The following is a 21,398-nucleotide window of genomic DNA, read 5'->3' as shown; positions in this document are numbered from 1 at the left end:
CCTCCCACCAACAGCGTGTGGGAGATTTACGATGGAGAAGTATTCTCACAGTGTGAGCCGCGTTGCCTTGCCGGGTCACATGGAACTCGACAGGGCGAACTGGGTCGCACGATCTGACGGTCGTGGCATGGTCCGTCTCGGTGCGATTGCCGCGAGGCATCGCGCGCCGGACATCGCTTCGCCACCGGACGTGCCGCCTGCCGGGCAGGATCAGCCCGTCACCACATTCTGGTGGGCGGTCTTCGCCTCCTTGATGGAAGGCTTTGCCCTTTACGGGGCGGCCTTGCATCCGACAGCAGCCGCGCCGGTTCAGGCGATGCTGGAGGCCACGAGAGATTGCCGGTCGCCCTCGGCGGGTCGCGAGCCCGCGGAGAAGCGCGGCAACGATGGAGCCGACAACAATGGGAATGACAATAATGGGAATATCGTCAGGCTCGATCGCGCCGAGCCACGCGATGCGCGACTGGAGCGGAGCTGGAATCGGCTGGGGTCGCTCGGCGCGACCCTCGGGACTCTGATGGACCTGCCTGCGCACTGGCGTCGGGAACGTGAGATCAGGAAGGCCGTCGCTGCGTTGATGGAGTTCGATGACCGGACCTTGCGGGACCTCGGGATTTCCGGCAGGTCGGACATCGAGCGGGTGGTGAGGTACTGCCGTGATTGCTGACACCATCGCCCGGAGCATGTGGCGGCCACCTTCGCGAAATCATCCAGCTTCGATCAAAATTCCTTGAGCAGCCGCGACAATTCTCGCTTCACCCCCACATTGCTGGGCGTGCAGCAGTTCGCCAGATTTCTCGGGGCCGGACGAGGTGCCGGCCTTCGACGTTGCGCGATCGTGATTTGCGCACTGGTGCCGTGCTCTCTGAAGGTCTCTCCGGCACCGTCGCAGTCGCCGTCTGCCTTCGTGTCGGTCCGCAAGGATGAGCCCATCACGCCCATTCCGGCACCGCCGGCAATCAATCCGCTGAAGGTCAAGCTCGGCGAACGACTGTTCTCCGATCGCAGGCTGTCGCACGACAATTCACGCAGTTGCGCATCGTGTCACGATATCGCGACGAACGGCGCGAGCCCGAGGCAGCACGATGTCGGCCCCGACGGGGCGGCGATCGCGCTCAACACGCTCACCGTCTTCAATGCGGCGCTCAGCTTTCGCTTCGGCTGGGAAGGAAAATTACGCAACATCGAAGCCGATACCAGGGCGTCGCTGGAAAGCCCGCGCACCATGGCGAGCAGCTCGGTCGAGATCGCAGAGAAGCTCAATGCCGATCCCGACATGCGCGAGAGCTTCTTCGCGGCTTACGGCCACCGCCCGGAGCGCGGCGATGTCGTCGACGCGCTCGCGAACTTCCAGCGCACGCTGGTCACGCCGGGCGGCAAGTTCGATCGCTGGCTGGCGGGTGACGCCGCGGCGCTGTCGGAGGACGAGCTGGGCGGCTACCAATTGTTCAAATCGCTGGGCTGCGCGTCCTGCCATCAGGGCGTCAATGTCGGCGGCAATCTGTTTCAGCGCCACGGCATATTCCACCCGCTCGCATCGCCCGAGCCGAAAATTCTGCGCGTGCCGAGCCTGCGCAACGTCGCGACCACGCCGCCGTATTTCCATGACGGCAGCGCGCCGACGCTCGATGACGCGGTTCGCAAGATGGCCTTTGCCCAATTGAACGCCACGTTGACGGAGAAGCAGGTCAAGGCGCTCGTCGCCTTTCTGAACAGTCTGACCGGCACCTATCGCGGCGCGACTGTCGGAGGCTCCCCATGAAATTTGCCCCCGCCGTGATCGGCGTAACCTGCGTGCTCGCCCTGCTGACCTGGCTGTTGTTGAACGGGCTGAACTTCAATTCGGTGCGTTACGACCGTCAGCTCCAGGCGCTTGGCGACTTCACCCGGTTCGAACGCGCGATGACCAGGGAAGTGCTGACCGCGCGCGTCGGCCTGTCGCGCAACTATGACAAGCTGGTGCAGATGACCGATGCCTATGACGACGCCCTGACGCGGCTGCGCGAAACGCCGGGTCTCAATGCCGAAGAGACCAGGGCCATCGATGTGCTGTCGGCACGCGCCCTCCGGCAGGAGGATCTGGTCGAACGGTTCAAGAGCCGCAACGCGCTGCTCCAGAACTCCTTTGCCTATTTCGGTCTGTTCAGCGACAAGTTGGCCGAGTCGGATCAGCGGGCGCTGGTCACCGCCGCCTCCGCATTGGCGGCGGCGATGCTGCGCCTGACGCTCGATACGTCGGACGTCGTGGCGCGTCAGGTCCAGGGTCGATTGGAAGAGCTGGCGCTCGTGCAAACGCCGCCGCAGGACATGGATTCGGTCCGCGCGTTGCTGATGCACGGGGAGATGCTGCATGACCTTCTGCCCGACATCGACACGATCGTGAAGACGCTCGTCGCCGAATCGAACAACCGCGAGCAGGATGCCGTATTGGCATTGATCACCAGGCGTCAGCTCGCCTCGCGGGCGTCGGCGCGCCGGGTACGCCTGTTGCAGTTCATGACGTCGCTGCTGCTACTCTGCGGCGTGGTCTATTTCGGATTGCTATTGCACCGGCGCGCGGTCACGCTGCGCCGCCGAGCGGCGTTCGAGCACGTCATGGCCGGCATCTCGATGCGGTTCATCGATTCGAGCCGCGAGAGGATCACCGCTGACGTCGAGACCGCGCTGCAACAGCTCGCCGGATGCATCGGTGCGGATCGCGCCTATTTCGTCGGCGCGACCGGGACGACGACAAGCACCTATCGGTGGTCCCGCGACGGGATCGCATTCGAGCCGGGTTGGCCGGATCGCGCGCTGAGCCTCGCGCCACGCTTCGACAGTGGCGAAGGCGGTATCGTTTATATTCCCAAGGTCAAGGCCGCCCATCCCGACGACACGATGAACCTGCTCGAGGACGCTGGCGTCGGCGGCTGGCTGTGCGTGACGGCGGTCAGGGGACATCGCGATGAAATCCTCGGCTTCGATACCGTGCCGGCCGGGGCGCTCGCATACTGGTCCGAAGTCTCGTTGTTTCGCATGGCGTTCGACGCCATCGGCAACGCGATCCGCCGGGTCCGGCTCGAAGGCGAGAAGGAGCGCTTGCAGGCGAGCCTGCAACAGGCACGCCGCATGGAAACCCTCGGCACCTTTGCCAGCGGTATCGCCCATAACTTCAACAATATCGTCGGCGCGATCCTCGGCTATGCCGAGATCGCCGAAGCGCGAATCCGGTCGGGAGGCCGGCCGGCCGGCAGCCTTGCGGAGATTCGCCGTGCCGGCGAGCGGGCGCGCGAACTGGTCGAACAGATTCTCGGCTTCGGCCGCCGCGGCGAGGGCAGGCGGGAGCGTGTCTGTGTCAGGACCCTGATCGACGAAACCAGATCGCTGCTGGCGGCTTCGTTGCCTTCGCACGTCCAGTTCGAGGTGAATGAGTCGGCCGAAGAGGCCACCGTGATGGGCGAGCCCGCCCAGTTGCAGCAGGTGATCCTGAATCTTTGCAACAATGCGGCACAGGCGATGACGGAGCCGGGTTGCATCGAACTCGGCATCAAGGTGCGCGATCTTCAACAGCCATTGTCGATCGGACGCAGTGAGGTCGGCCCCGGCCGCTTCACCGTGATTTCGGTCACCGATCCGGGGCCGGGAATGGACGAGGCGACGCTGGAACGGATATTCGAGCCCTTCTTCACGACGCGTCCGGACGGCAACGGCATCGGGCTCGCAACCGTTCGCGAGATCGCGGAGCAATATGGCGGCGCCGTCGCCGTGCAGAGCGAGCCGGATGCGGGCACGCGCTTCGACGTCTGGCTGCCATCCGGCGATCCCGACGAGGCGGTGCCGGTTCAGCACAGCCCCGATCTTGCGTTCCGTGGCGCGGGCGAGACGGTGCTGGTGCTCGACACCGATCGCCGTCGCCTGTTGCGCCATGAGGAAATCCTCGCGGCGCTGGGTTATGAGCCGGTCGGGTTCACCAGGCTGGCGGAGGCGATCACTGCCTGCCGCACCGCGCAAACGCGCTTCGATGCGGCGCTGGTGTGTCACATGCCCGGAGGCTCCTCGATCGAGCTGGCTGCGGCATTGCACGCGGCAGCGCCGGCCTTGCCGATGATTCTGGCGAGCCCATCGACGCGCGAGCTGGCGGTGCCGTCGCTGGAGACGTCAGGGATCACCGAGCTCGTTCATCACCCGCTGATATCGGCGGAGCTCGCCGGCGTCCTGGCGCGGAGCGTCGCCTCGTCGGCCGCACGACGACGCGTGAGGCGGTCCGCCGCGGCGCGGTAGAGCGTTTTCGAGCGAAGCGGATACCGGCGCGCGCGAAGAAAGCGCGTCAAAACAGGAATCCAGAGCTGGCGCACGACAATCGGCGATCGCGGTTGCAATGGTAACGCGATGTCGCCGCGGGCGAAATGGTCGAGTAGCCGGGACCTCCTATCCATCGCATGCGCATCGTCGCAACGTCACCGCGATAGGAGAATGATGATGTCAATCAGACTTGGCGTGACCGTCGTCGCAGCTACGTTTCTGTTCGGATCGGTTTCCAGCCTCAGGGCTGCCGGAGGCGCAAGCGCGCCTGTGACCATGTCCTCGCCTGGCAGTGTGGACGCAATGAAGTTCGCGGACCTGTCCCGGCAGGCTCCCATCGGTCACCGGCAGCCGCGACGCAGCGACGTGCCCGGGTCGACGCAAGCCTCGCCCCAAGACGCGGAGCTGCAGCGGCTCGACAGGGAGATCGACCGCCGGCTGATCATCTGCCGTGGCTGCTGATGGCCGGCCGAGGTCACGGATGGCGCGCGCCGTAAGGCGCGCGTTCGCCATCTCCTATCCCTCGTATTGATCCGGCCCCATCGCCCAGAGCGACTGATCGTGGCCGAATGCGTAATTGCGGTTGTTGATCGCCGGATTGCGATTGACCATCGGCCGCATGAACATCGGATGGGTCGCGCTGCGGACCTCGTGCTCGACCGTGAAGAGATGCCTGCCGCTGTCGAGATCGACGATGTCGCAGAAGCGGTACTGGTATTGATTGTCCTCGCGCGAGATCAGGTCGCGCGCCAGCAGTTTGCGGTAAGGGCCGGAGAAGTCGGTGATGTACATCTGCACGTGGTGGCCGTCGTAGTCGCCTTGGGGCCGATCGGTCTCGCGGAACAACAGATGCTGGTCGCGGCCGGTCTTCACGGCGGCGACCTGGCCGTCGCCGTTTCGCAAGCTTGCGGGCATGCCCATGATCTCGGGGTAGAAGGCGCAAATCGCCTTCGTGGTGCCTTCCGGCACGTCGAACTCGACATAGGGAATGCCGAGCGCGATGCGGCCGAAGCGTGCGGCGTCCGGCTCGTAGCAGCGCAGTCGGTTGCCCCACGGACAGATCGCCTCGACATGATCGTTGTGCTCGGCGAATGCGAACGCCGTGCCCTCGAGCTTCTTCGCGACCGACGCGAGCCGCGCCAGCAGCGCCTCGCGGCCCTCGATGACCAGCCCGACATGGCCGCGCAGCACCTGCGGCCTGCCGCTCGGCAGGTGAAACTGGCTCCGTCCGGCATTGATCCACATGTTGGTGTCGGACACCATCAGGTAGGGATCGCGGGTCAGTCCAAGCCCGGTCACGTAGAACAGCGTGGCGAGGCGCTGGTCGGGGACCTGGATGTTGACGTGCTCGAAATGGATCGCGTTGCCGAGATCTTCTGCGGATCGATCGAATTGTTGCGGCATGGATGTGCTCTGGCTGGGGGGACTGAGAGATCGATACTAGAGCAGAATTTCCGCCGGCCGAAACTGTTCGCCGATCACATCTTGAGGGCAGGGGCATGATGTCCGTTGCCGCCTTGCCGTGGCAGCCAGTCCCTGTAATCTGGCCAGAACATATGAATATGGGAAGGGATCGATGGGAGGAGTTTTGGAGGGCGTGCGCGTCCTCGATTTCGGGCGCTATATCGCAGGGCCCTATTGCGCGACCTTGCTGGCCGAATTCGGCGCCGAGGTCATCCGCGTGGAAAAGCGCGACGGCAGCGAGGATCGCTTCGTGGCGCCGGTCGGCGAGGGCGGCGAAGGCGCGCTGTTCCTGCAGGTCAACCGCAACAAGAAGTGCATCACGCTCGATCCGATGAAGCCGGAAGGGCAGGAGGTGATGCGCCGCCTGATCGCGACCGCGGACGTCGTCGTCGCCAATCTGCCGCCGCAGACCCTGCGCGCGATGAAGCTCGACTACGACTCGCTGAAGGCGATCAAGCCCGACATCATCCTGACGACCGCCACCGCGTTCGGCGGGCCGGGGCCATGGTCCGACCGCGTCGGCTTCGATGGCGTCGGCCAGGTCATGTCGGGCTCGGTGTACATGACCGGTGCTGGCGACCCGCCATATCGGGCCGCGGTGAACTGGGTCGATTTCGGCACGGCGCTGCATTGCGCGTTCGGGACGCTTGCAGCCCTGATCGAGCGCGGCAAATCCGGACGCGGGCAGATCGTCGAGGGCGCGCTGCTCGCCACCGCGCTGTCCTTCACCAATGCCACGCTGATCGAGCAGGCCGTCATCAATGTCAATCGCGTGCCGACGGGCAATCTCGGCCAGACTGCAGCACCGGCCGACATCTACCGCACCAAAGACGGCTGGGTGCTGTGCCAGGTCACGGGGCATCCGCTGTTCAAACGCTGGGCGAAGCTGATGGGTGAGGAGGACCAGTGGCTGAACGATCCGCGCTTTGCCGACGACATCAGCCGCGGCAATAACGGCCCCGTCATCAGCGCGCGGATGGCGCGCTGGTGCGCCGAGCGCACCACGCAGGAGGCTGTCGACACGCTGGGCAAGGCCATGATTCCGACCGGGCCCGTCCTCAGCCCGCAACAGGCGCTGGACCATCCGCATATTCGCGCCGCCGGCTTCATGCAGGATGTCGAGTATCCCGGCCTGCCGAAACGCGCACCCGTGGCCCGCGCTGCCGTCCGGCTGTCGGAAACGCCCGGCGAGATCGCATCGCGTCCGCCGACGCTCGGCGAGCATACCGACCTCGTCCTGACGGAGCTTGGCTACGACGTGGCTGCGATTGCGGCGCTTCGGCAGGGCGGGATCGTCTAGGAAGCGCGCGCGCCTCACGCTAGGAGATTTTCATTGAGGACTCCGGTGGTCGTCAATACCATGGCAAGGTATTGATCGATCAAGCGTTCGACCGACGTGGCGGGGATGGTGGCAGGTTCAAAGAGAGCGCGTGGAGGCAGCGGCCGCGTCAAGCTCGAGGAGGTCGCCCGCAAGGCCAATGTCTCGACCGCGACCGTCTCGCGCGCCTTCAACGAACCCGACAAGGTCTCCGAAGAGGTCAGGCAGCGGGTCAAGGACGCCGCACGCGCGCTGAACTGGATTCCCAATGCTGCGGGACGGGCGCTGGCCTCGCGCCGGACGCATATCGCCGGCGCCATCATCCCGACCCTGGACGACGAAATCTTCGCCCACCAGATCGGCGGCATGCAGACCGTCTTCAGCGAACGCGGCTTCACGCTGTTCCTGGGCTGCTCGAACTACGATCCGGACGAGGGCTTGCGGCAGGCCGAAGCGATGCTTGCGCGCGGCGTGGAAGCAATTGCCGTGGTCGGTGAAAATCATCCCCCCGAGCTCTTTGACGCGTTTAACTCGCGCGGCATTCCCTATGTCGTGACATACTCATACAACAAGCTGTCACCGCATCCGTGCATCGGCTTTGACAATCGCGCCGCGTTCAGCCGCATGACGGAGCATCTGCTGTCGCTCGGCCATCGCCGGTTTGCCGCCATCTTCCAGCCGGACACCAACAACGACCGCGTCAAGGAAAGGCTTCGCGGCGTCAGCGAAGCGCTCGCGGCCGCGGGTTTGGAAATTGCGGCGCAGGATCTGATGATGGGTCCCTCGACGCTGGAGTTCGGCGCGGCCAGCTTTGCCGGATTGATGACGCAAGCCGTCGACATCCGGCCGACCGCGATCGTTTGCGGCAACGACAATCTGGCGCTCGGTGCGTTGATGGCCGCGCGGGAATGCGGCCTCGACGCGCCCGGGGATTTTTCGATCACCGGCTTCGATGATCTTGCGATTTCATCGCGCTTTTCTCCGGGGCTTACGACGATGAAGGTCGACAATCAGGAGATCGGTGTCCTGGCGGCCAACGAGCTCCTCGCCGTGATCGCGGGCCGGCAAGCGCAGGCGCAGTCGCGCGAAGTCGTGCCTGTTCTGAAAATCCGCGACAGCGCAGGTCACGCGAGGGGCGCCTGATCCCGCAGAGAGCGGTCGTCTCTTCGATAGCGCGCCTGGTCCCGCCAAGAGGGCGGCTTCCCGCGCAAAAGGGCCGCTTGACTCCTCATATGTAAGCGCTTACATAGCCGCGTTTTAAACGCCATGAGCGCAACCGGCGGGCCCCTCGCCGGATGAGACGGAGAGGAAACGACAATGCGGAATAGCGTTTTGCGGTGGGCCAGAAACTGTTCGATGGCGGTTTCGCTGCTCTTGCCGATGATGGGAACGGCGAGCCCCGCGGCCGCCGAGGAGAAGCTCGTCGTTTGGTGGAACAAGGGCTACTACAAGGCCGAGGAAGACGCGCTGCTCGCCGTCATCAAGAAGTTCGAGGCCAAGACCGGGGTCAAGGTCGAGCTGTCGCAATATGCGACGCAGGACATGATGCCGAAGCTGGTGGCGGCGCTCGATGCCGGCAGTCCGCCCGACGTGACCTATGCGGACACCTACCATTTCCAGGGCGCCGGCAAGTGGGCCTCCGAGGGCAAGCTGGTCGATCTCGGCTCCGTGCTCGCACCGATCAAGGGCGAGTTCTCCCCGCAGTCGCTCGAAACGGTCATGCTGTACAACGACAAGACCAAGGCGAAGGCCTATTACGCCTTCCCGCTGAAGCAGGCGACGCTGCATCTGCATTATTGGAAGGACATGCTGGAGGAGGGAGGTCTCAAGGAGACCGACATCCCGAAGGACTGGAAGGGCTATTGGTCGTTCTGGTGTGACAAGGCGCAACCGGCCGTGCGCAAGGCGTCCGGCAAGCGAATCTACGGCGTCGGCCATCCGATGGGCGTCGACGCCACCGACAGCTTCATCTCGTTCCTGGTGTTCATGGACGCCTACAACGTCGTGCTGGTCGACGACAACGGCAAGCTCCTGGTCGACGATCCCAAGGTGAAGGCGGGCCTCGTCGCCGCCATGACGGACTATGTCGAGTTCGCCGCGAAAGGCTGCACGCCGCAATCGGCGACGAGCTGGAAGGATCCCGACAACAACGTCGCCTTCCACAACAAGACGACGATCATGACCCACAATTCGACGGTTTCGCTCCCCGGCAAATGGCTCGACGACGCCGGCAACGAGACGCTCACCGCCGAGCAGCGCGACGAAGCCAAGAAGAACTATAATGACCGCATCCGCACCATGGTCTGGCCCAACAAGCCGGATGGTACGCCGGTCCACACCCGCGCCTCCGTGGTGGTCGGCCTGATCTTCGAGCAGGCCAAGAACAAGGACCGCGCCAAGGAGTTCGTCTCGTTCCTGCTGCGCGACGAGAACCTCCAGCCCTATGTCGAAGGCGCGCTCGGCCGCTGGTTCCCGGTCAAGACGGCCGCACAGAAGTCCGCCTTCTGGGACGGCGACGTTCATCGCCGCGCCGTGCGCGACCAGTTCTTCGCCGGCGTCGGCGGCTACGAGATGAGCAAGAACTACAAGTTCACCACCCTCAACAACGAGAACGTCTGGATGAAGGCCGTGAACGCCATCGTCACCAACAAGGTGCCGGTCGACAAGGCCGTCGACGACATGATCGCACGCATCAAGGAAGTGGCCGGCAACTGATCGCCGGCCCGAACAGCTACGCTCACGCGTTGCAAGACGCGTGAGCGGCAGGCTCCTGCCTGTCAACAATTTCAACGCCTGGGAGCCGATTTGTGACCGCAACCATCAAGGGCATCATTCCGGTGATGCTGACGCCGTTCACCGAAGCCGACGCAATCGACTATGCGGGCCTCGAAAACCTCGTCGAATGGTACATTGCCAACGGCGCGGATGCGCTGTTCGCCGTGGCCCAGTCGAGCGAGATGCAGTTTTTGAGCCTCGAGGAGCGGGTCGCGCTGGCGCGCTTCGTCGTGCGGCAGGCGGCGGGCCGGGTGCCCGTCATCGCGTCAGGCCACGTCAGTGAATCCCGCGACGATCAAGTGACCGAGCTGACCTCCATCGCCGCGACCGGCGTGGACGGACTGGTGCTGGTGACGAACCGGTTCGATCCGAAGGGGCAGGGCGGCACCGTCTTCATGGATCATCTGCGCCATCTGCTCGATGCGCTGCCCGCCGATCTTCCGCTCGGCCTCTACGAATGTCCCGCGCCGTTCCGGCGGCTCATGTCCGACGACGAGCTGGCGTTCTGCGCCGAGAGCGGGCGCTTCGCGATCCTCAAGGACGTGTCCTGCGACCTCGAGACGGTGAAGCGTCGCGTGGCGCTGACGAAAAACTCCTCGCTCGCCATCGTCAACGCCAATGCGGCGATCGCCTTCGACGCCATCAGAAGCGGATCCGCCGGCTTCACCGGCGTGTTCACGAACTTCCATCCCGATCTCTACAAATGGCTGTTGACCGATAGCGCGCGGCATCCGGCGCTGGCGGACGATCTCTCCGTCTATCTCGCCCTCGCGGCGATGGCCGAGCCGATGGGATATCCCAAGCTGGCCAAGCTGTACCATCAGAGGCTCGGCACGTTCGCCTGCGCCCACAGCCGGACCATCGATTTCGACATCCGTGAGCGCTTCTGGGCGCTCGATGCACTGCTCGACAAGATCATGCAGGGGCAGGCGAGCTTCCGCGCAAGGATCGCGGCCACGCGCTGATCGCGGCTCTCGCAAATCTCGATGATATGGGGCGATCGTCGCGTGACTGCGGCAGAGCGGCACCATCTATCGGATGCGTACTGGGCTCGTGCCCTCACTCCGCGCTGCGCTTCCAGGCGCCGGTGCCCAGCTTGCCCGTGATCACCGCGAGTGTATCGCGGATCTCGTAGGCGCCGCCATCGCTATAACCCGAAAGGCCCCTTCGGGCTTGTAGGGTCCAGTGGCCATTTGCAGCAATCATCGTGCCTTCGTGCGGATGGGCCGAGCGCTGCGGCACGGCGTGGAATTTGTAAGTGCCGTCGTTCATGATCTGCCAGATCCAACGCGATTGTCCGCGGCGGCCCGGTACCATGATCTCCCAGGTGCCCACCAACGCAGGATCGATCGTCGATGACATCGACGCGCCTGACGGTGCCGGGGACGCGACAGCCGGAAGCGGGGCGACAGGTTCCGCTCCCTCGGCGCCGCCCTTTGGTTGCCCGGCCAGGTAAATCCCTTGCGAGACAGCGAGCCCTAGACGAACGGCTGCTGCTCGTTTCGGGTGGCTTCCATCACTTCGTCGCGGACGTTGCGGAACATGAACGTGACCTCGACGCCCGGTGTCTCGATGTTGCGAAGGAGCGCCGCTGCAAACGGACTGTTACGCGTGTCGCCGTCAAGCGCCGTGGTGCCGTCTCGTGCGGCATAAGCGACCAGAACGTTGCCGACGGGCTCGATGCGACCGAGCCCGCCGGTCGGCGTCCCCCGGGTGGCGAGCGTGCGGTTCATCCTGGCGGCAAATGGATTATTGCGGCAGGCGTCGAGGATGACGAGGCCAAGGCTCGTGGTATTGGAAACCTGCAACATCACGCTCTGCAGGCTGATGGCTTCGTTTGCCGCGTCCGTGTCCCGCTTCAGTTCTGCGTCGATCGGGATCAGCCAGTTTTCGCCATTGATCTCCATGCCATGGCCCGCGAAATACACGGTCGCCATATCGGCTCCGGCGGCGTCGCGCCCCAATGCGATCAGGCCGCGACGCATCTCGTCGAAGCTGGCATTGGTGACCAGACGGACCGAGAAGCCGAGCCGCTTCAGCGCTGCAGCTATGTCGCCGGCGTCGTTTGGCGGATTGAGCAGCGTGGGCACGTTCCTGTAGGCGCCGTTGCCGATCACCAGCGCGACGCGCCTGCCTTCCGCCGCGGCGCCGGTCGGCATCAGGCCTGCCGCGGCAGTCGCAAGGGTCAGTCCCGAAACAAATTCGCGTCGGTCCATTGGGATCTCGCTTGCTTGAACGAGATCCATCGTACAACAACCGATTTGGAGTAGCCACGGGTCGAACTCAGAGCGAGCTGCCGCCGCAGATGACGAGTTGCTGTCCAGTGATGGCGGCCGCTTCCGTCGAGAGCAGGAAGGCCACGGCGGCTGCGACTTCCTCCGGGCGGATGAAGCGGCCGATCGGCGGCAGCTTTGGCATGACATTGGCGCGCGAGGGATCCTTCAGCATCGGCGTCTCGGTTGCGGCGGGGGCAACGACGTTGACGGTGATGCCGCGAGGTGCGAGCTCGAGCGCCCAGGACCGCGCCAGCGCGACCAGCGCCGCCTTGGTCGCGGCATATTGCCCGCGGCCCGCGGCGCCCGATGCGGTGCGGCTGCCTATGAAGACGATGCGTCCGCCGTTCGGCAGGCGCGGCGCCAGCGCGTTGGCGAGGCGCCCGGCGACGTCGACATGCAGCCGCCACATCGCCGCGCCGTCGTCATGGTCGAGCGATCCGAGCGCACCGACCTTGAGCAGGCCCGCGGCATGAACCAGCGCGGTCGGCGTGAAGCCTGCCAAGGCGTCGGCAATGCTGTCGACATCATCGAGGTCGAGCGACAAATGATCGAACGCCGGATGGTCGAACGTCGCAAGGCGGCGGCTGATCCCGGTGACGCGCCAGCCGTCGCGCAGCAGCTGCTCGACGATCGCCGCACCAATCCCCGAGCTTGCGCCCGTCACTAGCGCGTGCGGCCTCTTGTCCATGCTCTCAGTCCCGGATGGCGCGCTTCACCCATGGCTCGGTCACGCGCACATATTTGATCGCGCGGCGATGGAAGGTGAAGGCCATGTGGATCGCCCCGTCGGCGGTCTCCTTGACCGAAGGATAGGACAGTTCGCGATTGGTCTGATCGCGTGAATTGTTGGTCATGCAAAGGCCGTCACCGGTCTCGACATTGCGCTTGCTCCACGTCCGCCCGCCGTCGGCGGAGACGGCCAGCGTCATCGGCGCCCGCGGCGCGCCCCAGAACGCGGTGCGTTCATCCGTTCTTTTGCCGTCGCCGGCGAGCACGGGCGGCAAATCGTCCTCGATCTCGTCATAGAGCGAGAGGCGGCGCCCGGTCGCATCCCTGGCGCTGGAATCGTTGAAGACCAGCGCGAGATGACCGTTGCCAAGTCGCGTGACCTGGATCGAGGAGTTGTTGTTGGGCAGCACGGTCTGGACCGGCGCCGACCAGGTGCGGCCGTGATCGGTGGACCGGCTCTGATAGATGTTGTCCGCCCAGCGGCTGCGGTAGAGGGCAATCAGCGAGCCGTCGTCGAGGCGCGCGATACACATATGCACGCAGCCGCGGCTGCCGGGGACGTCGACGTCGCGCCAGGTCGCGCCGGAATCGGACGAGATCTTCACCGCGCTGGTGTCCTCGTCGCCGTTCCATTTCCGTCCCGGGGTGCTGTGGCAATAGAACACCGGCAGCAGCCAGTCGCCATTGTCGAGCACGACGATCGGCTGCCGGATGAAGGTGCCGCGGCCGCGCTGCTCGGGAAACAGCGTCTCGATCGGGCCCCAGTTCTTGCCGTTGTCGCGGGAGAGGCGGCGGCGGATCAGCGCGGTGTCCTGGTTTCCCGCCAGCTGCGCCGTCCACATCAGCCACAGCGTGCCGTCAGGTGCGGGAAACAGCACCGGGTTCTGCTCCGAACGTCCGTTGTCGTCGGACAGCTTTTCGGCCGGAGACCACTGCGTCGCGCCGCGGGGCAGGCGCGAAAAATAGACCGAGATGTCCGACATGCCCTCCTGCGTGCCGCCGAACCAGACGCAGGCCAGATCGCCGTTCGCGAGCGGCATCAGATTGGCGGCGTGGTTCTGCACGCAAGGCGAGGGAATGAAAGCGTCGGACCGGTCGGGATCGCCGGCGGCCGGGCGAACGACGCCGTCGGCGGCGGTCCCGATGTCGGTGGTCACGATCTCGGTATCGATGATCATGTCGAAGTCCTTTCCATCAATGCATTTGGCTGCGACGTCGCGGCGGCGGCCGGAGCGCGGCCCATCACCAGGCGCTCGACCGCCATCACCACCAGCGGTGTCGCGGCCGCGACATACATGTTGTCGATACCGAAGGGGTTTCCGAGCATGTACCAGGCCGTCGTCGAGATCGCGGCGCCGATCAGGCCCGCGGTGGCGCCGCGGTTGCTGGCAAACAGCGGCAGATAGAATCCCATCATCGCGATGATGGTGATCGACAGGCGCAGCGCGCGCGTGAAGAACGACAGCTTGAGGATTTCCGGGATGAAGAAGACGAAGACCAGCGGTGCAATGCCGATCGCCACCGAGAACAGGCGGGTCATCTTCAGCTCCCGCTCGGGCGTCGGCTTCCAGTAGGGGACGTAGAAGTCGCGCACCACCAGCGAGGCGATCGCGAGCGCAACCGTGCAGACGCTGACGAAGATCGAGGCGACGAGCGAGGTGGTCACGAAAGCCGAGGCCAGCGGCGGCATCTTCTCCAAAAACACCGGCAGCGCGTAGAGGCTGTTCATGTCGGGATAGAGGAATTTCGCCGCGACGCCGATCAGGGCGAGCAGAAATCCGAGCGGCAGGCAGAACGCCGCCGCATAGAAGGTGGCCCTGCGCGCGTCATCAGCGCTCGGCGTCGAGGAGATCGCCTGCACGATGAACTGGGTCGAGAAGATCGCGCCGACGGTGCCGAAGGTCCAGGCGAAGATGGTCGCAAAGCCGATCTTGCCGTCCCAGCTGAAGTAATAGGCGGGCAGCTTGGCCTGGATCGGCGCGATGCCGCCGGTCAGCGACATCGCAACCGAGAATATGATGACGATACCGACGACCTTGATGGCGCTGTGCAGGATCGTCACCCAGGCGACGCCCTTCAGCCCGCCGAACACGTAGTAGAAGGTGCTGACCACGGCGATGATGCACATCGCAACGGGCATGCTGACATGCAGTGCGGTGGCGATCGCGGCTGCGCCGCTCACATAGTTGCCGACGTTCACGAGCAGCAGCGCGTAGATCATGATCACCGACACCGTGAGCATGGTCGACTTGCCGTATTTCTGCGCGATCGCCGCCGAGATGGTGTATTCGCCGGAACTGTAGAGCTTCTTCACCATCAGGAACCCGAACAGCAGGAAGCCGATCGAGGCGCCGAGCACGGCCCACCCCGCCGCGATGCCCGACTGGAACGCTTCCTGCGCCGTGCCGACGGTCGATTTGGCGCCGACGAATTCGGACATCATCAGCACGCCGACGACCACCGCCGGCATCGCGCGTGCGCCCGTCATGAACTGATCGCTGGTCCTGCTGCGCAGTTTGAACGTGAGCCAGGACGTGAAGGCGATGTAGGCGACGATCATTGCGACGATGAGCGTGCTGTCGCCATTGAGGATGGCTTGCATCGATGACGTTTCCTCTGGTGGCGCGGATGCGGTGTTGTGAGCCCGCTTGGTCCCGCTGCAGTTTGTTCGGAATGCGAACAATTGTTCTTTAATTTCATTATTCCTGCCCGCACGTCCCGCGTCAAGCGCGCGCAGCGGTGCGGTGCTGCAACGCGCCCGGTCGGGCAGTCATCGCCGCTGCATGTTCAAAGGGTTGCAGGCCAAAGAAAAAAGTGTCGGTGGGACAGTGCGGCGGGACGGTCGGCGCACGGCCGACGTCATGCGCAGGGAATCCGAGGTCCTGCCGTTCCGGGGTCAGTTCGACTTCAGCGCCACCTTGGCGACCTCGGCCATCCAGCTGGACGCGACGGGCAAAATCGCGTCGTTGAAATCGTAGCGCGGGCCGTGCAGCTCGGCGCCGTCGCGCAATTCACCGTTGCCGATCCAGGCGAAGGCGCCGGGGCACTGCTTGAGGAAGAAGGCAAAATCCTCGCCGGCCATGCTCGGCGCGAGATCGCGTCGCACCTCGGTCTGCACCCTCTCCGCGGCAAGGCGCGCCAGGCCCGCCTCGGCAGGCGTGTTGACCACCACGCCGACGCCCATGACGATTTCGGGCGTGACCTTGACGCCGAAGGTCGTTGCAATGCCTGCGCAGACCTCTCCGATCCGCGCCAGGATGACGTCCTTCACCGCGTCGCGATGATACCGCAGCGTGCCGCCGATGGTGACGCGTCCCGCGATCTGGTTGCGCGCCGTGCCGCCTTCGAGCGTACACAGCGAGAGCACGGCGGTGTCGAGCGGATCGATGCTGCGCGACACGACCGATTGCAGCGCCACGATCAGGTGTCCCGCCGCCATGACGGGATCGCGGGTCAGATGCGGCATGCCGGCATGTCCGGCATGGCCGTCGATGGTGATGCTGACGCGTCCGCCGGAAGCCATCACGACGCCGTCGTGGACCGCGATGGTGCCGGCTGCGAGCCCCGGCCAGTTGTGGAAGCCGAACACCCGCGTCATCGGAAAGCGGTCGAACAGGCCCGCCCCGACCATCGCGCGCGCGCCGCCAAGGCCTTCCTCGGCCGGCTGGAAGATGAAGTCGACGGTGCCGCTCCAGCCGGTGTCGGCCACCAGCAGCGCGGCCGCGCCGAGCAGCGAGGCGGTGTGCCCGTCATGACCGCAGGCATGCATCACGCCTGATGTCGTCGAGGCGTAGGGCAGGCCGGTGTCCTCGGTGATCGGCAGCGCATCCATGTCGGCGCGCAGGCCGACGCGGCCCTGCGCCGCCCCTCGCGTCAGCGTCGCAACGACGCCGTGGCCGCCGATGCCCGCTTCGAAGGGAATGCCGAGCTCGGTGAGCTTCTCCTGCACGAAGGCCGAGGTGGCCTTCTCGTGGAGGCCCAGTTCCGGGTGCGCATGCAGATGCCGGCGCCACTGGGTCAGTTTCTGGTGCAGCTCGGGGGGCAAGGCGGGGATCTTTCGTAAGGAGGGCCGGCTAATGCCAGCATAGCCGAATATTGAGCCGACCCGTCAAGCGCCTGCGAGTGTCTCGCGTGCAGCAACATCGTCATGGCCGGGCATAGCCGTCCGAAGGACGGCGTCGCTTCCGCTCGCCTATGACCCGGCCATCCACGTCTTGCTTCGGCCATGACGGATTGCCCTACGGCGAGAGCTTCGCCAGTCCTTTCCAGTCGAAGCTGATGCCATGGCCCGGCCGGTCCGGCGCCACGGCCTTGCCGTCCGCGAGCACCAGCGGGTGCTCGATATACTTGTCCAGCCCGAATCCATGCGCTTCCAGATACGAGCGGTTCGGACAGGCCGCGAGCAGATGCACCGTGATGTTGTGCGCGCCGTGGCTGGTGACCGGGAGATTGAACGCCTCCGCCAGCCGCGCGATCTTCATGAACGCACTCACGCCGCCGCAATTGGTGACGTCAGGCTCGGGATAGGATACCGCGCCCGCGACGATGTAGTTCTTGAACTCCCACAGCGAGCGCAGATTCTCGCCGGCCGCGATCGGCACGCCGCCGGCCTGCATGATGCGGGCATGGCCCGCGACGTCGTCGGGGATAACAGGCTCCTCGAGCCAGGTGAGGTCGTAGGGGACGAAGGCGCGGGCGGCGCGAATCGCGTCCTCGACCGTCCATTTCATGTTGGCGTCCGCCATCAGCGGAAAGCCGTCGCCGAGATGTTTGCGCATGGCCGCGACGCGCGCGACGTCGGATTTGAGATCGGGCCGGCCGACCTTCATCTTGATGGCGCGAAAGCCCTTGGCGAGATTGCCGTCGGTCTGCGCGAGCAGCGCCTCGACGGAGAGATCGAGGTCGATGCCGCCGGCATAGCAGGGCACGTGCGCATCGAAGCCGCCGAGCAGGCGGAACAGAGGCAATTTCGCGCGCCGCGCCTTCAGGTCCCACAACGCGATGTCGAGCGCGGACAGTGCCAGCACCGCCGGTCCGCCGCGCCCGCCATAATGCAGGCCCCACCAGACGTGATGCCAGATCGCCTCGGTGTCGTCGGCCTCGCGTCCTTCGACGAGTGGCGGGATCTCGCGTTTGAGGATGTCGGCAGTCGCCCCGCCATTGCGCCCGACCGTGTAGGTGTAGCCGACGCCCTCGGCGCCGTCGGCATCGCGGATGCGGCAGGTGATCAGCTCGAACGCCGCGATCTCGCCATGCGTCGAGTCCGACAGCGTGACGGGGAGGGGGATCCGGTAGAACCCGGTCTCGATTGTCGAGATGCGTGCCATGTTTCCTTCCTGCTTTTCCTTGCAGGCTAGGCCGACAGGCATCGGCGGGCAACCGCGGGCGATGCAGGGCAGTTCTGTAGGATGGGTAGAGCGAAGCGAAACCCATCATCTTCGTTACCGCGGCGATGGGTTTCGCTGCACTCTCCCCATCCTGCGGACGACTTCATGCGAAGAAACGACGCAGCTCCGCCGCAACGCGAATCGGGTCGCCTTCGTTGTCTGCCGCGATGTGTCCGGCGCCCTTGAATTCAACGCGCGTCGCGTTCGGCAGGATCGCGGCGAGAGCATCGAGAGCGGTGGCGAGATAGCCCTGGCTCCGATCGCCGCCAAGCAGCAGCGTTTCCGTGCTCAAGCTCCTGAAGCGGTCAAGGTCGCCGGCTTTCTCCGCAATCAGCTCGATGTCGTAGTGGACCGTGGGGATGAGCGTGGCCAGAGGCGGCCCGTTGCCAACGGCCGCGTTGGGACGGAGCCGCATCATCATGGCGAAGAACGATTTAAGGACAGGCGCAGGGAGCCTTGTCATGATCTCGTTGTCGCCGGTGCCTTTGAGCACGGCAACAAGGGCGCCCGGCAGATCCCCCTTCGCCAGGGCCGCCTCATAGCCAGCGGCCCAGTAGCGCGGCTGGACCCCGCCGAATTCGAGCGGCGGCTCGTAAAGCGTGAGGCGCGCGATCGCCGGATTGGCGAGCGCGGTGTGCATGGCAACCAAGGCCCCGGCGCTCAATGCAAACACATTTTGTGCGCCCGTCTCGGCGAGAAGCCGGCCGAGATCATCGATCTCGGTCGCCATGCAGTGGTCGGGCCGGAACGGTCCGCTCAGACCACGACCGCGCCGGTCCGGGATGAGAACGGTGAAGCGGTCGGCCAGCGCTGCGCCAAGGTCAGTAAAGCTCGCTGCGCTCTGCAGCGCGCCATGGAGCAGCACCAGTCCGGGGCCTGAGCCCAGTTGCCGATATCCAATGACGGTGCCGTCATTGGCGACAAATGATCTCTCTGAGCTCACGCGCGACGCGCCTCACCGCATCGTCGCGAGCTGCACGGCCAGCGCGCAGGCGCGGTCGTATTCGTCGAGGTTGATCCACTCGTCGATCGTGTGCGCCTCGTTCTGGCCGGCACCGAAGGTCACGGTGGGAACGCCGTGGCGGACCATCCAGTTGGCATCGAGGCCGCCATTGGCGGTGCGGACGTTCGGGGTGCCGCCGACCGCGGACACCGCCTCGACCGCGCGTTTGACGACGGGGAGATTGTCCTTCATGCGGAACGGAAAATAGTCGGTCTCGGCCTTGAACTTGATCTTGCCGGACTTGCCCTGCGCGTTCGTCACCTTCTTGGCGGCCTTCTCGAACGCGGCCTTGTAGGCCTTGGTGATCTCCTTGAAGAACTTTCCGTCGTGGCTGCGGCTCTCGCCGCGCACATGGACGTAGTCGGTGACGACGTTGGTGGCATCGCCCGCCGGGCGGCCCTCGCCGCCGGTGACGGGGCCGACATTGCTGGTGCCTTGGCTCTTGCCCTTCACGACCTTGCCGAACCAGCCGCTGGACTTCACGTCTGCAAGCGCGAGCGCCATGATCATGGTCGAGGAGATGCCGCGCTCCGGTGCAACGCCGGCATGCGAGGCGCGGCCGAAGATCTCAACATTCCAGCGGTCCGCGCCGACGGCGCCGATGATGACGTTGGAGGCCGAGCCGCCGTCATAGTTGAAGGCCATCGCCGGCGAGCCGAGCTCGTCCAGCTTGACGTGGCGCGCGCCGTAGAGCCCGCTCTCCTCGCGCACGCAGAACAGCAGCGTGATCGGGGGATGATCGAGCTTCTGCTTGGCGAGCTCGGCGGCCAGCGTCACCAGCACGCCGCAGCCGCAGCGGTTGTCGCCGCCGAGCGCGGTCTTGGCCTCGTTGACGATCTTGCGGCCGGATTTCTTCGGCTTGGCGCCGGCACACAGCGGCACGGTGTCCATGTGGGTCATGAACATGATGCGCGGCTGGTTGTGCAGCGCGCCGCGGCCGGGCAGGTCGACGATGAGGTTACCGGTCTCGGTCGGCACGGGAATGCGGGTGTTGGCGTCGTCGAGCCGGATCGCCTTGGACGGCACGCCGCTCTCCTTCAGCGCAGCGGTGAGCTCACGCCCGATCGCCGCCTCCTGTCCGGTGACGCCCTCGACGGAGAGGAAGCGCATGAGGCGATCGGTGGCGGCTTTGGTATCGACAGGCATGAGATGGTCCTTTGATGCACGGTACGCGTCAGCATCCTTCGCTGCGCCGTGTTTCGCAAGGCCTCTCGGACAGTCCGGTGAGTTTTAGGGCGGGGCAGGGACGACCGCATCAAAGCCACGGCGGCTGTTGGCGGCGGCGCGCCGAACACGACGCGCCGCCGACGCTTTCGGCACAAAAATCAGTATCGCGCGACGAGCGGGGCGACAGCCGTATTGAATCGCCAATTCACGCCGAGCATGACGGTTTGCATGTTCTGCCGGACGCTCGCCGGGAAGAAGGGAGTAGCACATCCGGGACTGCTGGTGCAGTTCAGGGTGTAGCCGTTCGTTCCAAAGTCGAAATAATTGTATTCGGCCTTCAACGACAGGTTTGGCAGCAGCGCATATTCGAGGCCGGCGCCGACGACGAATCCCGTCACATCGCGCGACCCCTTGAAATCAACCGAGAAGGCGGCGAAATCGGTCTGCGTCATCTGATAATTGAAGTGAGCGAAGGCGGCGCCGCCCTTGGCGTAAAACAGCACGCGATCGAAGGCGTAGCCGATGCGGCCGGTCGCGGTGGCGACGCGATCGAGCTGGGTCGTCAGCAGGAAGCCGGCGGCGCCGCCCGGAATCAGTGTCGTGCTGGTGTCCTTCATGTCGGCCCAATCGAACTGGCCTTCGAGGCCGACCACCAGGGAGCCGACCTGATAGTCGCAGCCCCCTTGCACGCCAGCGAGCCAGCCGCTGTTGTGATCGGCATTGAATGTTTGCCCGACGATGGGCTGCTGCTCGTTGACCCCGCGGCCACCGCCGCCATTGCCGCCGACATAGCAACCGGTCCAGGAGAACGCCGGGGCCGCAGGCGCCGCCTTGTACGGCATCGACACGTCCGCCGCCATGGCCGAGGTCAACGTCGAAACGGCCAGCGCAATGGCGCTGAAAAGGGTTTTGGTGGTCATGCGAGGATCTTCCTTCAACTAACGGCAATGGCGCCTGAGGCGCATCGTGCGTGTCGGCATCGCACAGGCCAGCGACTT

At 65.1% G+C, this 21,398-nt stretch carries 19 protein-coding genes; 8 read left to right on the top strand and 11 right to left on the bottom strand.

The annotated features are described in order from the left end of the window. Positions 1–31: 31 nt before the first annotated feature. The 4 genes from AB7G19_RS32400 (at position 32) to AB7G19_RS32385 (ending at position 4,743) form a co-directional block, all read left to right on the top strand. Entirely contained in the window at positions 32–667 is a 636-nt protein-coding gene (locus AB7G19_RS32400) for a DUF1127 domain-containing protein (protein ID WP_085404534.1), read from the top strand. Between the two features lie 186 nt (positions 668–853). After that, the gene (locus AB7G19_RS32395; protein WP_234678505.1) at positions 854–1,762 is read left to right on the top strand and encodes a cytochrome-c peroxidase; all 909 of its coding nucleotides are present in this window, start codon (positions 854–856) and stop codon (positions 1,760–1,762) included. Further along, positions 1,759–4,260: a two-component system VirA-like sensor kinase gene (locus AB7G19_RS32390; protein ID WP_085404533.1), complete on the top strand. Its 2,502-nt coding sequence runs from the start codon at positions 1,759–1,761 to the stop codon at positions 4,258–4,260. The genes AB7G19_RS32395 and AB7G19_RS32390 overlap by 4 nt, the downstream gene beginning before the upstream one ends. A gap of 198 nt (positions 4,261–4,458) precedes the next feature. After that, entirely contained in the window at positions 4,459–4,743 is a 285-nt protein-coding gene (locus AB7G19_RS32385; RefSeq protein WP_135215059.1) for a hypothetical protein, read from the top strand. A 54-nt stretch (positions 4,744–4,797) separates the two neighbouring features. Here AB7G19_RS32385 and AB7G19_RS32380 read toward each other — a convergent pair whose 3' ends face one another. Beyond that, the gene (locus AB7G19_RS32380; RefSeq protein ID WP_085404532.1) at positions 4,798–5,685 is read right to left on the bottom strand and encodes a VOC family protein; all 888 of its coding nucleotides are present in this window, start codon (positions 5,683–5,685) and stop codon (positions 4,798–4,800) included. A 172-nt stretch (positions 5,686–5,857) separates the two neighbouring features. Here AB7G19_RS32380 and AB7G19_RS32375 point away from each other — a divergent pair, with 172 nt between their 5' ends. The 4 genes from AB7G19_RS32375 (at position 5,858) to AB7G19_RS32360 (ending at position 10,803) form a co-directional block, all read left to right on the top strand. Beyond that, a complete protein-coding gene (locus AB7G19_RS32375) occupies positions 5,858–7,045 on the top strand; it encodes a CaiB/BaiF CoA transferase family protein (RefSeq protein WP_085404531.1) in 1,188 nt (395 codons plus the stop codon). Positions 7,046–7,150: 105 nt separating this feature from the next. Then, the gene (locus AB7G19_RS32370; RefSeq protein WP_085404530.1) at positions 7,151–8,206 is read left to right on the top strand and encodes a LacI family DNA-binding transcriptional regulator; all 1,056 of its coding nucleotides are present in this window, start codon (positions 7,151–7,153) and stop codon (positions 8,204–8,206) included. Positions 8,207–8,419: 213 nt separating this feature from the next. Then, positions 8,420–9,778 (top strand): ABC transporter substrate-binding protein, encoded by a 1,359-nt coding sequence (locus tag AB7G19_RS32365; protein WP_085404529.1) that lies wholly within the window; start codon positions 8,420–8,422, stop codon positions 9,776–9,778. A gap of 92 nt (positions 9,779–9,870) precedes the next feature. Beyond that, positions 9,871–10,803, top strand: a complete 933-nt coding sequence (locus tag AB7G19_RS32360; protein WP_085404528.1) for a dihydrodipicolinate synthase family protein — start codon at positions 9,871–9,873, stop codon at positions 10,801–10,803. A 94-nt stretch (positions 10,804–10,897) separates the two neighbouring features. On the opposite strand, the gene AB7G19_RS32355 is transcribed toward AB7G19_RS32360, so the two are convergent. The 10 genes from AB7G19_RS32355 to AB7G19_RS32310 form a co-directional block, all read right to left on the bottom strand. After that, positions 10,898–11,200, bottom strand: coding sequence for a hypothetical protein (locus AB7G19_RS32355; RefSeq protein WP_085404527.1), 303 nt, complete (start codon positions 11,198–11,200; stop codon positions 10,898–10,900). Positions 11,201–11,316: 116 nt separating this feature from the next. Then, positions 11,317–12,054, bottom strand: coding sequence for a caspase family protein (locus AB7G19_RS32350; RefSeq protein ID WP_161495920.1), 738 nt, complete (start codon positions 12,052–12,054; stop codon positions 11,317–11,319). 67 nt (positions 12,055–12,121) lie between these two features. Next, positions 12,122–12,802 (bottom strand): SDR family NAD(P)-dependent oxidoreductase, encoded by a 681-nt coding sequence (locus AB7G19_RS32345; RefSeq protein WP_085404525.1) that lies wholly within the window; start codon positions 12,800–12,802, stop codon positions 12,122–12,124. Between the two features lie 4 nt (positions 12,803–12,806). Continuing rightward, positions 12,807–14,021, bottom strand: a complete 1,215-nt coding sequence (locus AB7G19_RS32340) for a sialidase family protein (RefSeq protein WP_135215060.1) — start codon at positions 14,019–14,021, stop codon at positions 12,807–12,809. Continuing rightward, positions 14,018–15,445 carry a sodium:solute symporter family protein gene (locus AB7G19_RS32335; protein ID WP_135215061.1) on the bottom strand — a complete coding sequence of 476 codons (1,428 nt, stop codon included), beginning with the start codon at positions 15,443–15,445 and terminating at the stop codon, positions 14,018–14,020. The genes AB7G19_RS32340 and AB7G19_RS32335 overlap by 4 nt, the downstream gene beginning before the upstream one ends. Before the next feature lie 294 nt (positions 15,446–15,739). Next, on the bottom strand, positions 15,740–16,888 hold the full coding sequence (locus tag AB7G19_RS32330) for an amidohydrolase (protein WP_085404523.1): 1,149 nt from the start codon (positions 16,886–16,888) through the stop codon (positions 15,740–15,742). A gap of 193 nt (positions 16,889–17,081) precedes the next feature. Further along, a complete protein-coding gene (locus AB7G19_RS32325; RefSeq protein ID WP_441268733.1) occupies positions 17,082–18,170 on the bottom strand; it encodes a mandelate racemase/muconate lactonizing enzyme family protein in 1,089 nt (362 codons plus the stop codon). A gap of 163 nt (positions 18,171–18,333) precedes the next feature. Beyond that, positions 18,334–19,095 (bottom strand): alpha/beta fold hydrolase, encoded by a 762-nt coding sequence (locus AB7G19_RS32320; protein ID WP_201266257.1) that lies wholly within the window; start codon positions 19,093–19,095, stop codon positions 18,334–18,336. Positions 19,096–19,185: 90 nt separating this feature from the next. Next, entirely contained in the window at positions 19,186–20,379 is a 1,194-nt protein-coding gene (locus tag AB7G19_RS32315) for a M20/M25/M40 family metallo-hydrolase (protein ID WP_085404521.1), read from the bottom strand. Between the two features lie 179 nt (positions 20,380–20,558). Then, entirely contained in the window at positions 20,559–21,320 is a 762-nt protein-coding gene (locus tag AB7G19_RS32310; RefSeq protein ID WP_085404520.1) for an outer membrane protein, read from the bottom strand. Positions 21,321–21,398 lie beyond the last annotated feature (78 nt).

Origin of the sequence: Bradyrhizobium sp. 215_C5_N1_1 (assembly GCF_052075935.1) — a bacterium.
Classification (GTDB): Bacteria; Pseudomonadota; Alphaproteobacteria; order Rhizobiales; family Xanthobacteraceae; genus Bradyrhizobium; species Bradyrhizobium barranii.
This window is presented reverse-complemented; position numbering and strand designations above follow the sequence as displayed.